The organism is uncultured Victivallis sp. (assembly GCF_944391105.1).
In the GTDB taxonomy this organism is placed as follows: domain Bacteria; phylum Verrucomicrobiota; class Lentisphaeria; order Victivallales; family Victivallaceae; genus Victivallis.
In genome coordinates this window covers 56,843-71,046 of record NZ_CALXSK010000015.1, presented here as the reverse complement: position 1 = coordinate 71,046, position 14,204 = coordinate 56,843, and the positions used below count along the sequence as shown (strand labels likewise).

Here is a 14,204-nt window from a genome sequence, read left to right as displayed (position 1 = left end):
TGAATTCCAGCGTGCCGTCGAACGATTCCGGCAGCGTGCCACCGTGGAAGTCGATCCGCAGTTTCCGCGCCTTTACAAAAGTAAATACCCGGGGATTTCCGAAGTTCCGCAACGGCCGCGTGCAGAGCCAGACGTTGTCCTGAAGTCCGGCGCGGGCCGCATCTCCCGGCAGATCTTCCGGTGAGGTCGCGACGTAAATCGTATTTTTCTCCCCTTCCGGACGCAGATACCGCGTGATATCGACCTGGAAGGCGGGAGTGTTGCAGTTGAGGCGCGGCTGATGTTCGGGCAGGGGAACGCGCTGTCCGTTCACGACCACGATTCCTTTCGTGTAGAGCGCGTCGAATTTCAGAAGCGTCTGCCGTCCGCCGCTCTCCGGAGGCGTGGCGAACTCCCGGAAATACCACCCCTGGCGATAGTCGTTGTACGATTTGCCGCGCACTTTTTCGACGGCCCGTCCGTCGCTTGTGCGGAAGAAGTTGCACATCGCTCCCATCCTCCAGAAACCCGGCACGAGAAAGTATCCCCACTCCTCCGAAAGCGGCGGAGGGGTCTCCTGTTCCTTTTCGCAGAGCGTGAATCTCCAGAAGCCGTTGAGGCTGATGTCGGTGCGCTCTCCGGCGGTTTTGCGGAACGCCTTTGAGAGATCCTGATCGTGGAGTTTCTCCGGCGCGACGCGCGCAATGCGCGTCTCCGGGAAGTAAACGTGATCCGCTCCGGCTGCGGCAAGCGTCCCGAGAAGGAGCGCGGAAAACAAAGCTCGAATCATCAAATCATCTTCTCCATAAAGAGGTTCTGGTTTATCGGATCTCCGCCGGATCGAAAAATTTCCCCTCCGGCACGATCAGTGCCCGCAACGTGTTGCCGACGCTGTACAGCACGATCAGCTCCTTGGGCTTGTTTTTCGCCGGATCGGAACCTGCGAACTGGTTGTTGACGCCCGCCTTTTTCTTCTCCGCCATCATGGTTTTGACGGTTTCGAGCATATCGGCGGTTTTCGAGCCGTACCCGTAGGTGGCGCTGTAAACGGTGAGCGCTTCCGTGACCGGATAATCACCGCCTGTGCGGACGATGATCGGGGCGGAGTATTCGCCGACGGAAAGAGTGCGTTCTTCGCCGTTGACCCGGATTGTCGCAATCAGCTCCTTGGTTTTCATGCGGGCGGGGTCGCCGAGGATGGTCGTGGCGTTTTTCGCGCTCAGCACGAGGAATTTTCCTTCGCGCAGCCGTCCGGAAACAAATGCCGTCGCGTCGCATTTCCGGTCGCCCGCGCCCCAGGTCGCGCGAACCACTTCAAGCGGAAGATCCGCGGCGGAAACGAGGAGGGCGGCGAACAGGGCCGCAAGAATCGTGTGGAGTTTCATTTCATTCACTTTCTCTGGTTGGGGTTGGGGATTCTGTCGGGGAAACGGGGGTTACCAGGTCCATTCGAGCGTGCTGTTCCACCAGTTCCCCTTGTTCCAGTTTTCATACTGCTCGGTGCGGGTGGCGGCGTTCGCGTGGCCGTCCGCCCAGGACATGTTGATTCGCTGCGGGTTGTGCGCGGCCCACGAGAGCGCCATCCAGCCGTTCTGGCCGGAGGCTCCGAGATTGAAGCGCATGACGTAAGGGTCGAGTGTCGGCACGCGCCCCTCCATCAGAAGCGGAAACTTCGAAGGACTCTTGATCTTCTTGAACAGCAGAGTCGTGATGTCACCCTCCTTGACACGCGGACTGGAATTGTCCTCCGCCGAACATTTCGTTCCGTCCGAGAAGAAGCAGTCGACGTTGATCGGATAACAGAATCGGCGTACCTGATCCTCGACGTCCGTGACGGATGGATGCGGCCCGGCCTTCGGACAGCGGCTGAGCTGTTCCGATTCCGGCAGCACGTTTGTTTTAACCATGACGCTCATGTAGGTGATGCCGCCGTTCAGTCCCTGCGTGATGATCGCATCCCCGTTCGACAGACTGTAGGTGATGATGCCGGTGGTGATCTGTTTCATGTTGTTGAGGCAGGCGATGCTGCGGCTCCGTTCGCGCGCCTGGTTCAGCGCGGGCAGCAGCATCGAAGCGAGAATCGCAATGATCGCAATCACCACGAGGAGCTCGATGAGCGTGAAGAGGCTGCTGCGGTTCGTTTGGGCGGCGGAGAAGCGGCGGCGTTTGTTTTCGTACTGTTGTCTCTGTTTCATTTGGATCTCCATGGTTCGGGGTTGTTATTCCGACAAGGGTTGAAAACGGGGGGACTCATCCCGGTGCGGCGCGGGAGGCTTCAGCTCTCTGCTCGGGGAGGCGACGACGGTTGCGATCCTGACTTCGCTCAGCAGCCCGAACGGCTTCAGATGCCGGGCACCGGGAGAGGCATAGTTGAAATCCGACGGATCGACCATGTCGCCGGGATCCGCGCCGAATGGACCGAACGAGTTGCGGCGGCTTCCGTAGACGGTGATCTCGATGAGGTTGCGGCCGGGTTTGAGCTCTTTTCCCAGATTCAGCCGTTCCGGATGCAGCAGCGCAATGCGGGGTTCTCCGCCGTTCACGGCGATGCCGATGGCCGTACCGCGCCATTCCGGAATCCACGGAAATGCCGGCGTGCCGGCCGGTTCGTTCCACTCGAACTCGAAACTGCAGTTCATGTTTCCGGAGTAGTACGGGTAACCCTGCATTCCCCAGTCGCCCGGCGATACCGTCCGCACCGGAAGGGTCAGCTCGTTCTCGAAGACGCCGAACTCCCCGAGCAGATAGATCGCCTCAAATCCACTCATGTCTCCGCAGTAGCGACAGCTCAGTTCGAGGATGTTTTCTCCCATTCGCAGCGCATCCGGCGGGAGCGGCGTCATCTGCAAACTCGCGTCGCACCAGAAGCCGCTGTCCCGGAATTCGACCGGACGGCCGTTCAGCACAATTTCATATCGATCCGCCTCTTCGAGCGCGAGCGAAATCTTCTCCGGTTTTTCGCGGCAGTCGAAGCGGAAACGCAGGGTCGCACCGACGCAGCGGCTGCTCTTTCTCATCTGCCGCTGCTTCCATGGTTGAACCATCTCGTGACTGCGTTCGGGTTCTCCGAGCAGCCGTCGCGCCACCGCGTCCGCCTCGCGCACATGGCCGTATCCGGCAACCGCGCCGCCGAAGGAGTATTCCGCAAAATCGAGCACGAGAACATTCGGCTCGTCCGGCTGAACGAACCATGGCCCGGAGGAGTGATGCAGAATTTTCACGGATTCCGCCGGGGGAAGGGGGGCTTCCGCAGCTTTGGCCGCTTCCTCTCCGGCAGTTGCAAAGAGCCGTGATTCGAGCCGTCCGAAATTCGTTTCGAACTCCCACCAGCCGTTCCGGAAAAACGCATTCACTCTGCGGCGCGTCCCGGTCGTCGGATCGAGTTCGAGCGGAATGCGGGCGGGATCCCCCTTCCAGCGGATGAACGCACGCGGGATCGTCAGCGTCCGTTCGTCGGCGCTCTTCGCATCCATGTCGCTCCCGAGCGGCAGCGGACAGCCCGTGTTGCAGAGGAAAAGCCGCTGTTCCCCGTTTTCCCCACACACCTCGTTGAAGAGGAGCGGCTCGACGAAGTTTCCATTTCCGTCGCGCACGGAGACGGTTTGCTCGGCAGCGAGTGCCGCCGGCAGTTCTGCGAGCGTCACAGGACGGAACTTCTGATAAATGCGGCCCGCGTCGGGGTGGGGGAGCGCGTCGACGAACCCGGGAGCCGCTCCGAGATAGACGACTTTCCCTCCGGCATCGGCGAATTGTTCGAGCAGTTTCAGGGTCGTTGAGCGGATCGTCCGGAGTTCCGGCACCACCGCTGCGACGTAGGAGGCGCAGCCGACGCGCAGGTTTTTCCCATCGACGCTCCCGATTTCGGAGAGCATCGCCTCGTCGCCGTAGTCGAACGCAAGTTTAGCGCGCAGCAGCATGTTGCGCAGGCGCGGCAGTCGGCGGCTTTCGCTTTCGTAATCGGCCCGCGTGCAGGCTGTGAGCGGCTTCCAGAACCAGGTCGATTCGAGCGGATGCACAACCAGGATCGGCCGCACCGGATTTCCCGAACCGAGCAGAGTGCCGATGGATGCAATGTGATCCTGCAGGATTTTTTCCACGCGGAAGTAAGGCGATTGGTAGTGGATGCTCGGCGGATAGTCCCGCTTCGCCTCGCCCCGGAGCGTATAGAACGCCAGATGGCTGCAGAATTGTGTGACCCCGAGCGCAAGCTGCCACTCCATGCACGCCTTCTGCGCATAGAGCGGATAATCCCAGCCGGTTCCGGCGAACGACTCGCTCAACACCCGGCGGCCGCCGTTTTGATGCGCGACCGAGGCGGTCTGGAGCATCGCGTCGTAGATGAGCTGATGGTCGCTGAGCAGATCGACCCCCGGAATATCCATGTGCCGCACGAACCGCATGGCCGAACCGCAGTTCCGGGTCTGGGTGATGACGTTCTCCTCGCCGAACACGTGTCCGGTGTAGAGCAGTCCGTGTCTGCGGCACCATTCGGCCGCCTGCACGGCGAAGGCCGATTCCAGCAGTTCCGTCCGGAGATTCGCCATCAGGTAACGGATTCGCGAACAGCTTTCGCCTTCGACTTCGAAAAAAAGTTCCGGCAGGTGATCGAATAGATCGATGCCGTATCGTTGTGCGAATTTCCGCTCCATCGCCTCCGTCCAGTTCGAACAGTTCGGTTCGTCCGAGAAGAGGCCGGGGATGACGCCGCCGAATTCCGCGCCGCATTCGCGTGCGTACCGTTCGTGCGTCATGAGGATGAACTGCCGGATGCCTTCGGCATTCATCATGTCGGAATAGTATCCGCCGTTGTTCCATGAGTTCGCCCGGTCGAACCGCACGTGAAAACGGAGGAACGACTCCCCCTCGCGCAGTTCGTCGCCGCGCTGGAGACGGCGGCAGTTGCGGAGCACACTGCCGCGGAGTTCTCCGGCGAACCAGGCCAGATCGTTCCGGCGGTAGCGCGGAGTTTCAAGCCGTTCGACTTCCAGCGTGCGTCTGCGGAAACGGCGGTTCCGGCCGATTTCGCCGGAGCCGGAGCCGGAGGCATAACGGTCTTCGTCGTAGAGCCATGCTTCGAGCCCCGTGCGGCGCGCCTCGTCGATGCAGGTGCGAACGGCGTCGAACCATTCCGCGCAGAGATATCCGGTGTCGAGCCCGGTGCGGGCGTGCATGAAAAATCCGCCGTACCCCATCTCCCGGAAAATCCGGATCTGGCGGCGCAGCTCCCCGCTGTCGAGCCTGCCGTTCCACGCCCAGAACGGCAGCGTGCGGCAGGAGCCGGTGGAAATCGAAACGTTCATCGTTGTTCTTCCTGCATCGTTGTAAAGCGTGAGAGGCTTTTTCTCCACTGTCCGGGAGTGCAGCCGTATTTTTCCTTGAATACCTCAAAAAACGCCCCGAGCGTCGGAAAACCGGCGCCTTCGGCGATCCGTTTCATGGTGAAATTCCCCATCCTCAGCATGGCGTCGGCCTGTTTGAGCCGCAGTTCGAGCAGGATCTGTTTGGGGGAGGCCCGGAACTCCGAGGCGAAGAGTTTGTAGAGCGCCGAGTCGGAAAGTCCGAACCGGAGCGCAAGCGAATGGATCGGCAGCCGCTGTTCAAGATGGCCCCTCATATAATCGACGATCTCCCGGATGCGCGGTTCGCTGCGGACGGTGAAATCCATGCTTTCACGTTCGATCGGGATCGGGGCGGGGGGGATGAAGATTCCGCTTTTGTCGGGTTTTCCGCCGTCGATGAGCCGGTCGAGCTCCTCCGCCGCGCACCGGCCGATCTGGTAGAGGCGGCTGTCGATGCTCGAAAGCGAAATCGCCGGCGCATGGCAGACGCAGTCGTCGTTGCCCACGCCGAGTACCGAGAGTTCCGAGGGAACGGCGATGCCGCTCAGCAGCGCGGAGTTGATGACGTCGGATGCGTCCCAGTCGTTCTCCGCGAAAACCGCGCACGGCTTCGGCAGCCGGACGAGCCACCCGGGGAGTTTCTCCGGCGCGTTCGTCGAGAGCCGGGCGCAGCGGCCGACCCCGTGCTTTTTGAGCGTTTCGCCGAAACTCTTCCCGCGCGGTGAGGCGCTGTACACGCCGAAGTTTTCATAGCCGCACCGGATGAAATACTCCGCGGCGAGTCTGCCGATGGCGGCGTCATCCTCCCGCACGAGAGTGTAAGGAAGGGTCGGGCCTTTCAGCGGAACCAGCGAAACCAGTTTCCAGTCGACTCCTGAAACGGTTTTCCGCGCGAAAAGGTCCGGATAGAGCACTCCGGCGATGACGCCGTCGCCGCGCCATTCGCGCAGCGCCTTGCGGACGTCCCCCGCGTGCCAGAGAATCAGATGCCAGTTGTGTGTGCGGGCATAATCGACCACGCCGTGGACCAGCTGTCCGACCTGCCACTCCACCATCAGCATCACACGTTTGACGGTCATGTTTGGAATCTCCTGTTCTGTTGCTTATCAATTATACCACAAAATCCTTTTTCTGCCAATTCCGAAAACGGTAAATCTTATCCTGATTTCGGTAATTGTAAGATCGGGAGTGATCCGGTTGTAACAATATGGATTTTCGCTAATTACATCGATTTTACTTCGTTCGTTGCGCGGGAGAGATATGGCGAGGAAACAGGATCTGTTGCAAATGGGGGGCGGAAAGATTCCGATCGAGGCATTGCTTTTTCTCCTCCGTCGTGTATAATATGGAAAATGATCAGCGTTTCAGGAGGAAAAAATGAGTCAACAGCCGGATATTCCCGGGACGATCATCGAGCAGGCGCAGGGAAAACACCCCGCATCCGTGGTGTTGAAAAACGTCTCGGTGTTTTATTTGACCACCGGCGAGATCCGACGGGAGGATATCGCCATCTGCGGCGACCGAATCGCCGGGGTCGGTGCAGGGTATGAGGGGGGACACGAGATCGATTGCACGGGACTCTTCGCCGTTCCGGGATTCATCGACGCGCACGTGCATGTCGAATCGTGCATGGTGACTCCGTTCGAGTACGAGCGTTGCGTTCTGCCGCGCGGCGTCACGACCGCCGTCTGCGATCCGCATGAACTCGCGAACGTCGCCGGTACGCGCGCAATCGACTATTTTCTCGACTCGGCACGACGCATGTGCATGGATCTGCGCGTGCAGATCAGCTCCTGCGTGCCGGCCACTCCGCTTGAAACTTCCGGCGCGGTGCTCGACGCGGAAGAGATTCGCCGCTATGTCTCCGAGCCGCTTTCCTGCGGTCTCGGCGAGATGATGAACATCCCCGGACTTCTCGCCGGCGACCGGGATGTCCTCGAAAAAATTGCGCTGTTCCCGGGGCGGATCGACGGTCATTGCCCGATGCTCTCCGGCAAGGCGCTCAATGCCGCCATTGCCGCCGGGCTGCGCAACTGCCACGAGAGCGGTTCTCTCGCCGAGGCGGAAGAGAAACTCCGGCTCGGCATGCAGATCCTCATTCGCGAAGGCTCCGTCGCCCACGACCTGGAGTTGCTCCTGCCGCTCGTGACGGTTCGGAATTCTCCCTTTCTCTGTTTCTGCACCGACGACCGCAACGTCCTGGATATCGAAGAGGACGGACATATCGACCGGATGATCGCCCGGGCGATCGCATCCGGAGCAGATCCGCTCGCGGTCTACCGGACGGCCTGCTGGTCCCCCGCGCGCCATTTCGGCCTGAACGACCGCGGACTCATCGCGCCGGGAATGCGGGCGGACATCGTGCTGCTTTCGAAGCTGGACGAGTGCCGGATCGAGGCTGTGTGGAAAAACGGGCGGCTCGTGAACGAAGCGCTTTTCGCATCGCGCGGGGAGGAACCGGATTTTTCGGCGTTTCTGCATTCGATCCGCTGCCCCGCGGCTGCGGCGGAATCGTTCCGGGTCGGTTCCACTCGGGCGGAGACTTTTGTCATCGGCATCCGGGAGGGGTCGCTCATCACGGATCGCCTCGAGATGAGACTTCCGTTCGACGGTCGTGAAAAGCGGTGCGATCCGGAGCGTGACGTCGCCAAGGTCGCCGTGCTTGAGCGGCACGGGAAGAACGGCAACGTCGGCATCGGATTCGTACATGGTTTCGGATTGTGGCGCGGCGCCATCGCTTCGAGCGTCGGGCACGACAGCCACAACCTCTGTGTGGTCGGCGTTTCGGATTCCGATATGGCTCTGGCGGTGAATGCGCTGCGCGAAAGCGGCGGAGGTTTCGCTGTGGCGGCCGACGGCGACGTGCTCGATGTTCTGCCGTTGCCGCTGGGCGGGTTGCTCTCCTGCTCCGACTTCGAAACCGTCGGGACGCAGCTGAAACGGATCCACCGTTCGGCGGAGGTGCTCGGATGCAGGCTCGCTTCGCCGTTTCAGACGCTCTCGTTTCTGCCGCTGCCGGTGATTCCATTTCTGCGCGTCACCGACCGCGGCCTGGTGGACGTGGAGCGGTTCGAAATCGTTCCGGTGTGAGACTCGGTGTCTGCGGGGCCTGCGGCTGCCCCGGCGGAATGCACGGTCCCCTTTCCGCATCGATTCCGGAGGGAGCGGACGTCTCTGTTCCGGCACAACCGGGTTTGCAATCTTTCATTCCGATGCTATCTTATTGTCCCGGTTGCCGGAAAGGAGGAGAAGAGGTTCATGCTGATTTTCGGGATTCTTCTGGCCGGATATGTGATCGGACGGGCGGTGCTGCCGCTGCGGCTCCACTGGGGCTGGAAGATCGGGCTCTCCGTGCCGGTCGTGTTGACGGCATTCAAGTTTCATATTCTGCACTGGTTCGGTGGTCCGCGTTTTTTCGCTCCGGAGCTGCCGGTTCCGCTGCTTGTCGCCGCTGCGTGGTTGTTCGCGGTGCTGTTTCTCTTCTTCTTCCTGCTTCTGGCGGCTGATCTGGTGCGCGGCGGAATCTGCCTGGTGATGCTCTGCCGGAGGCGGAAGCCGACGGCGGGATTCCGGCTTCTCGGCAACCGTGTGAACCTCGGACTGCTTGCGGTCTCCTGCGTGCTGGCTGTGGTGGGAATTCACGCGGGGACCGCCGTCCCGGAGGTCCGTGAGATCACGATTTCGATTCCGAATCTGCCGGAAGAGGCCGATGGCATGACGATCGCCCTGCTGGCGGATATCCACGCCGACAGCCTCACGCGGGCGGATCGCGTTCGCGGTATGGTCGAACGAACCAACGCGGCGGAACCCGATCTCATTGTGCTGGCCGGAGATTTCGTCGACGGAACGGTCGAGGGGTGTGGGGCGGAACTTCTTCCGCTCCGGGAACTTGCTGCGCCGTACGGCGTATTCGGCGTGCCCGGCAATCACGAATATTACTCCGGCTATGTCGAGTGGTCGAATTTTCTGGCGGCGCTCGGCATCGAACTTCTGGAGAATGCGCACCGGGTTCTGCCGGACAACATCGTTCTAGCTGGCGTGACCGACCCCGCGGCCGCACGGTTCGGACTCGAAACGCCGGAGGTGGGTAAAGCGTTCGCCGGTGCCCCGCGGGAAGCCCTCAGAATCCTCGTCGCGCATCGGCCGGAACTTGCCTTTGAGGCGTCGGAACAGGGTGTCGCACTCATGCTTTCGGGACACACGCATGGCGGAATGATCGCGGGAGTGGACCGTTTCATCGCGAGGTTCAACCGTGGATTCGTCTCCGGCTCCTACCGGGTCGGCGGAATGACGCTCTTTGTCACGAATGGGGCGGGCATCTGGAATGGATTCCCGGTCCGTCTCGGCGTGCCGTCGGAGATCGCCCTGATCCGCCTCGTCCGGAAGAAGTAGAAAAACGGGCAGCCGGTGACCTGCACCGTTGCCCGGAAGGATTCGTCTGTTTTTTTTGCCCGGGATCCGGCGAAACCGGATTATTTCCCGCACGGTTTCCCCTGACAGCCCATACTGCCGTCACACATCTGGCAGATGCCGTTCGGGAGTTCGTTCTTCTCGAAATAGTCGCGGATGTTTTCGAGCGTGACGTTCGCAATGTTCCGGACCGCCTCGCGCGTAAAGAACGCCTGGTGCGATGTGACGAGCACGTTCGGGAATGTCAGCAGCCGCGCGAGCACATCATCGATGATCGGCCCGTCCGAGCGGTCCTCGAAGAAGTAGTCTCCCTCCTCCTCGTAGACGTCGAGGCAGGCTCCGCCGATCTTGCCGTGCTTGAGCGCTTCGATGAGCGCAGCGGTGTCGATCAGCTTGCCGCGGCTCGTGTTGATGATGTAAACTCCCGGTTTCATCATGGCGATCGCTTCGCGGTTGATCATGTGAACGTTTTCGCGGGTCAGCGGGCAGTGCAGCGAGATCACGTCGGATTCGCGGTAGAGCGTTTCGAGCGGTACGTACTCGATGTGGAGCTTCTCCGCGGCGGCTTTGTTCGGATACATGTCATATGCGAGAATCCGCACGCCGTATCCCTGCAGAACCTCCGCGAACACGAGCCCGATTTTTCCGGTTCCGATGATGCCGACGGTCTTGCCTCGCAGATCGGAGCCGATGAGGCCGTTGATCGAAAAGTTGTTTTCCCGCACGCGGTTGTAGGCGCGGTGCAGCGAACGGTTCAGCGTCATGTACATCGCGAGCGCATACTCCGCGACGGCGTAGGGCGAGTAGCCCGGAACGCGGACGACCACCATCTTCCCGTAAGCGGCGGCGAGATCGACGTTGTTGTAGCCGGCGCAGCGCATGGCGATCATCTGGACCTTCTCTTCGACGAGAACCTTGATTGTCTCTCTGCCGATGTCGTCGTTCACGAAGGCGCAGACGACGTCGAAGCCGGCGGCCATCTTTGCAGAGGCGGGATTCAATCGCGCCTCGAAGTAGGTGAGTTCGAATCCGAAATTCCGGTTCGCCTCGTCAAACGATTTGCGGTCATAGGGTTTCGTGTCGAAAAATGCAACTTTGACTGGTTTCATCTTAACCTCCTCCCCATTGGTGTTGACGTAATATAACTCCGGTTTGCGCGATATGCAATCTCTCCTACGGGATTGTTGCGGCGGTGATCTCTTCGAGTGCCGGCTGCGGCTCGAGCGGAGCTTTCAGAATCAACGCCTTGAGTTTCGGCGCCGGAGGCAGCCAGTGCCGCTCGCGCGCCGCTTCTGCGAGCGGTGAACCGGAGCCGTCGCAGAGCATTCGATAGTAGCCGTCCGCCTCGTCCGGATGACGGTCTGCCAGGACGAATCCCGCCGCCCAGAATCCCGCCGCCCGGAGTGCCGGATCTTCGGCGAGCGCTCCCGCCCGGGCGAAGAAGTCGGCCGCGATCCGGCGATAGTGAAACCGCCGGGAAATCCGATTCCGGTTCGGAAGTTCGGCGTTCCAGAGAAGTTTTTCCGAATCGTCCACGGCGGTCTGCCCCTCCCGCCAGTTCGCCGACGGCAATCCCGGATAGTCCCCGTTCAGGAGGAAGAGATCCGGTTCGAGTTCCGTTGCGCGCAGTTCCGACCCGTGCTGCCGGAGGATTCTGCCGAGCTCGAAGAGCGCGAGCGCCCGTTCATTTTTCGACCGTTCCAGCGTGTTCGCCGCGATGCTGGTCTCCTGGTAGAGTTTGTGGAGCGCCCGGAGCGATGGCGGAAAAAATTCGCCCGCTTCGCGGACGCGGTTCTCCCGCATGAGCCGCCGCGCAAGCAGGTGGCGCAACCATCTGTGGGTCTCATTCTCCGGGTCGGTCGCGTGGTTGCGGCAGTATTCGATCAGGTTGTCGGCGGGAAGCAGCTGTTCGGCGACCACGGCTGCGTCGACCCGGCTCTCCGCCTGCAGAAACGCGTGGAGCGCTTCGAGAAAATCCTCCCGGTCTACGTGGATCGTCCCCAGAATCCCCTGTACTTCCGCGGGGAACTCCGGCATCGCACTTTGAGGAGGAAAGATCTGCGCTTCTTCATCCGAGTAAAATTTCCACGAGGGAACGGCCTGTTTCCGGCAGTTGGCGAGCCACAGCGAAAGTTTTTCCGCCGCTTCCTTCCGGTTTCCTTCGCGCTTAGCAAACCGGGCCTCCAGATAGAGCCGGACGAGCGAATTCTCCGGCAGATGCGGCAGCAGCGCACGGCAGCGGTCGAGGCGGTTGTGGAAATAACAGTCCGCCGCGACCCGTTCGAGCACGAGCGGCGTCTCCTCCTCCGGAAGTTTTTCGAGGATCGGGAGCGGATCGAATACGAGCAGGGCGATCTCCCGCAGCAGCGGATCCCGGAGCATGCGTTCCTTGTCGAGTTTCCACGCTTCGTTCGCAAGGCGGAGAAAGTTTTTCTTCCAGAGCGGCGTAATCCGGTCGTCCGGGAGGTAGCGGAGCTGATCGAACGGATTGTCCGCAAGCAGCCAGTTGTTTCTGCCGCTGCGCTCCGCGAGTGCACAGGAGTCGATGAATCCCGCCTGTTTTGCGAGCCGCAGTTCCCGGTAGTGGCGGTATGCTGCGTCGGCGCTCTGCTTCAGCGCGAGGTTGCCGAGCATGTAGTGTACCCAGACCGTGCGATATTTCCGGTCGCCGGCGGGCAGGGCGAGCAGTTCTTTCCAGGCGGCGGGTTCCCGGCAGGCCGGGTCATTCTTCATTTCGGCGTATCCGGCGGAGTAGAGATAAAACTCCTTCGCACAGCCGGGCAGCGCTTCGGCATCGAACTCCGGCGTTTCCCCGTTGCGGCAGGCGCGGTCGAAGGCAAGGTATGCGGCGAGCGCACTCTCCAGCTCTTCTTCCGGGAGTGCCGCCGCTGCGGCGAGAAAATCGTTCCGGGTTGCGTCGGCGGTCGAAACTCCTCCGGATCGATCCGGTTCGAATGCCCATGCGTCAGGATGGAAATGGCGGCCGAGCAGCTCTAGATCATATTCGTATTTGAGTTCCGGACTCCTCGGCGCTTCCGACGCGAGGTAGGACGGGGGGAAGTAGGGGCCGCAGCCGATGGCGGCCGCAGAGCTGCCCAGCAGCAATGCAAAGAGCAGGCGTTTCATGGGGTTATCTCCTTTACAATGGGGGGATTGGTTTCATCGACGAGAAAAGTCGCGACGCGGATTTCTGCGCCGCAACCGGGAAATTCAACCGTCAATCGTTCGGGAAGAATTCCGAACGGGAGTTTTTCCGGAGAAGTTCCGGTGCCCGGTGCAGGTTCGAACTCTCCGTGCCGGTCGGGCCATTCGAGCGCGAGTTCGAGCGGTTCGAGCTGGAGCCGGGCGTGCGGAGTGATCCAGAGTTCGAGTGCATTTTCCGCCACCCGGCGGAGTTTGATCTCAAGACGAGTTGTCGGAATTTCTCCGCGTTCGAATGACTCGATCGAGGCCCGGTCGTAGCAGAGGCGATCCCCGCCGACCGGCAGCCGGAACCAGATCCTTCCGATATCGGGATTTTCCCGGATCAGAGCGGCGAGGAGCTCCGGCTCCGGTGCTGCCAGCCGGATTCGGCGGCCGGCCGCCGGAGGAGCCGCCCCCTCCGCTGCGATCGCGGTAAAATTCCCCGTTTCATCAAACTCAAGCCGGTAGGCGTAGGCCGGCAGCGCGATGCGGAACGGTTTTCCGAGCTGCCGGGCCCGGCGGATCGCCGTCCGGGAGATTGTTTCATCGATCAGCGCATACGGTTCGTCGATCCGCCCGGGCACATTGAGTCCGTGCAGTTGAAGAACGTAGTAGTCGGTCTCCGCTGCGACTGCGGCGAATCCGGCGCGCCCGAGGTGGCAGGGCAGAGCGGTTACGGAAAATTCCTCGACATGCGGAGAGAGTTTGCTCCTCAACGTCCGGAGGAGCGCCGCATATTCGGCGAGCCTCCGCTCAGGGACATCGGCGTCGATCTGAATCCGGCTGCAGCCGTTCCGGGAGATTTCGGCGGCGAGACGCGTAAATCCCGGAAGGTTCAAGGCGTCGACGCGGAGCCGGAAAACGGCTGTGACATTCTGCCGCTTCCAGAGTTCCGCCGGAGCCTCGGAGCGTTCGATTCCGGCCGCGGAGAGCTCCGCCGCAAAAATCTGCAGCGCGGAATCGTTCCGTTCCAACGCGCGCGCGACGTCCGGTGTCCAGCGTCTCTGCCAGAGGTAGAACTCCGTGGCGGGTGTCGCCGCGGCCGCGGCCAGGAGCCGGAACAGAAGAAGTGTCAGGATAAACTGTTTCAAAAAACACCCCAGCTGATGATACGGCGTAATTTACCGGAGCAGAAGGATTTTGCAAGTCGTTTTCAGAAAAAATCCTCCCTTTTTTTCACGCCGGGACAATAATCCCGGAAGAAACCACGTTATTTTCCATAATATGACTTGAAAAATCGAAAATGACGGTTATATTCTTCGGATAACCTAAGATTGTGATGGGAAAAGATTT

The 14,204-nt window shown here is 60.9% G+C and carries 10 protein-coding genes; 2 read left to right on the top strand and 8 right to left on the bottom strand.

All coding sequences use genetic code 11. The annotated features are described in order from the left end of the window. The 5 genes from Q0K10_RS06790 to Q0K10_RS06770 all read right to left on the bottom strand — a co-directional run. Window positions 1–769, bottom strand: a 769-nt coding sequence (locus Q0K10_RS06790) for a sugar-binding domain-containing protein (protein ID WP_294504924.1), incomplete at its 3' end; no start/stop codon positions are given. Between the two features lie 31 nt (window positions 770–800). Next, window positions 801–1,364 carry a hypothetical protein gene (locus tag Q0K10_RS06785; protein ID WP_294504921.1) on the bottom strand — a complete coding sequence of 188 codons (564 nt, stop codon included), beginning with the start codon at window positions 1,362–1,364 and terminating at the stop codon, window positions 801–803. A gap of 51 nt (window positions 1,365–1,415) precedes the next feature. Beyond that, window positions 1,416–2,174 (bottom strand): type II secretion system protein, encoded by a 759-nt coding sequence (locus Q0K10_RS06780; protein ID WP_294504918.1) that lies wholly within the window; start codon window positions 2,172–2,174, stop codon window positions 1,416–1,418. A gap of 24 nt (window positions 2,175–2,198) precedes the next feature. Beyond that, window positions 2,199–5,279, bottom strand: coding sequence for a glycosyl hydrolase (locus tag Q0K10_RS06775; RefSeq protein WP_294504915.1), 3,081 nt, complete (start codon window positions 5,277–5,279; stop codon window positions 2,199–2,201). After that, entirely contained in the window at window positions 5,276–6,397 is a 1,122-nt protein-coding gene (locus tag Q0K10_RS06770; protein WP_294504910.1) for a substrate-binding domain-containing protein, read from the bottom strand. The genes Q0K10_RS06775 and Q0K10_RS06770 overlap by 4 nt, the downstream gene beginning before the upstream one ends. Window positions 6,398–6,695: 298 nt before the next feature. Here Q0K10_RS06770 and ade point away from each other — a divergent pair, with 298 nt between their 5' ends. After that, entirely contained in the window at window positions 6,696–8,408 is a 1,713-nt protein-coding gene (gene ade, locus Q0K10_RS06765; RefSeq protein WP_294504908.1) for an adenine deaminase, read from the top strand. Between the two features lie 168 nt (window positions 8,409–8,576). Continuing rightward, the gene (locus Q0K10_RS06760) at window positions 8,577–9,710 is read left to right on the top strand and encodes a metallophosphoesterase (RefSeq protein ID WP_294504906.1); all 1,134 of its coding nucleotides are present in this window, start codon (window positions 8,577–8,579) and stop codon (window positions 9,708–9,710) included. Between the two features lie 80 nt (window positions 9,711–9,790). On the opposite strand, the gene Q0K10_RS06755 is transcribed toward Q0K10_RS06760, so the two are convergent. The 3 genes from Q0K10_RS06755 to Q0K10_RS06745 form a co-directional block, all read right to left on the bottom strand. Next, window positions 9,791–10,837, bottom strand: coding sequence for a 2-hydroxyacid dehydrogenase (locus Q0K10_RS06755; RefSeq protein ID WP_294504903.1), 1,047 nt, complete (start codon window positions 10,835–10,837; stop codon window positions 9,791–9,793). A gap of 64 nt (window positions 10,838–10,901) precedes the next feature. Beyond that, window positions 10,902–12,854 carry a hypothetical protein gene (locus tag Q0K10_RS06750; RefSeq protein WP_294504901.1) on the bottom strand — a complete coding sequence of 651 codons (1,953 nt, stop codon included), beginning with the start codon at window positions 12,852–12,854 and terminating at the stop codon, window positions 10,902–10,904. Then, window positions 12,851–14,002: a DUF3142 domain-containing protein gene (locus Q0K10_RS06745; RefSeq protein ID WP_294504897.1), complete on the bottom strand. Its 1,152-nt coding sequence runs from the start codon at window positions 14,000–14,002 to the stop codon at window positions 12,851–12,853. The genes Q0K10_RS06750 and Q0K10_RS06745 overlap by 4 nt, the downstream gene beginning before the upstream one ends. Window positions 14,003–14,204 lie beyond the last annotated feature (202 nt).

Bases quoted from the DNA above. Each gene is read 5' to 3' on its own strand.
- Q0K10_RS06750 (WP_294504901.1), bottom strand. From the start codon at position 12,854: ATGAAACGCCTGCTCTTTGCATTGCTGCTGGGCAGCTCTGCGGCCGCC.
- Q0K10_RS06755 (WP_294504903.1), bottom strand. From the start codon at position 10,837: ATGAAACCAGTCAAAGTTGCATTTTTCGACACGAAACCCTATGACCGC.
- Q0K10_RS06770 (WP_294504910.1), bottom strand. From the start codon at position 6,397: ATGACCGTCAAACGTGTGATGCTGATGGTGGAGTGGCAGGTCGGACAG.
- Q0K10_RS06780 (WP_294504918.1), bottom strand. From the start codon at position 2,174: ATGAAACAGAGACAACAGTACGAAAACAAACGCCGCCGCTTCTCCGCC.
- Q0K10_RS06785 (WP_294504921.1), bottom strand. From the start codon at position 1,364: ATGAAACTCCACACGATTCTTGCGGCCCTGTTCGCCGCCCTCCTCGTT.
- Q0K10_RS06775 (WP_294504915.1), bottom strand. From the start codon at position 5,279: ATGAACGTTTCGATTTCCACCGGCTCCTGCCGCACGCTGCCGTTCTGG.
- ade (WP_294504908.1), top strand. From the start codon at position 6,696: ATGAGTCAACAGCCGGATATTCCCGGGACGATCATCGAGCAGGCGCAG.
- Q0K10_RS06760 (WP_294504906.1), top strand. From the start codon at position 8,577: ATGCTGATTTTCGGGATTCTTCTGGCCGGATATGTGATCGGACGGGCG.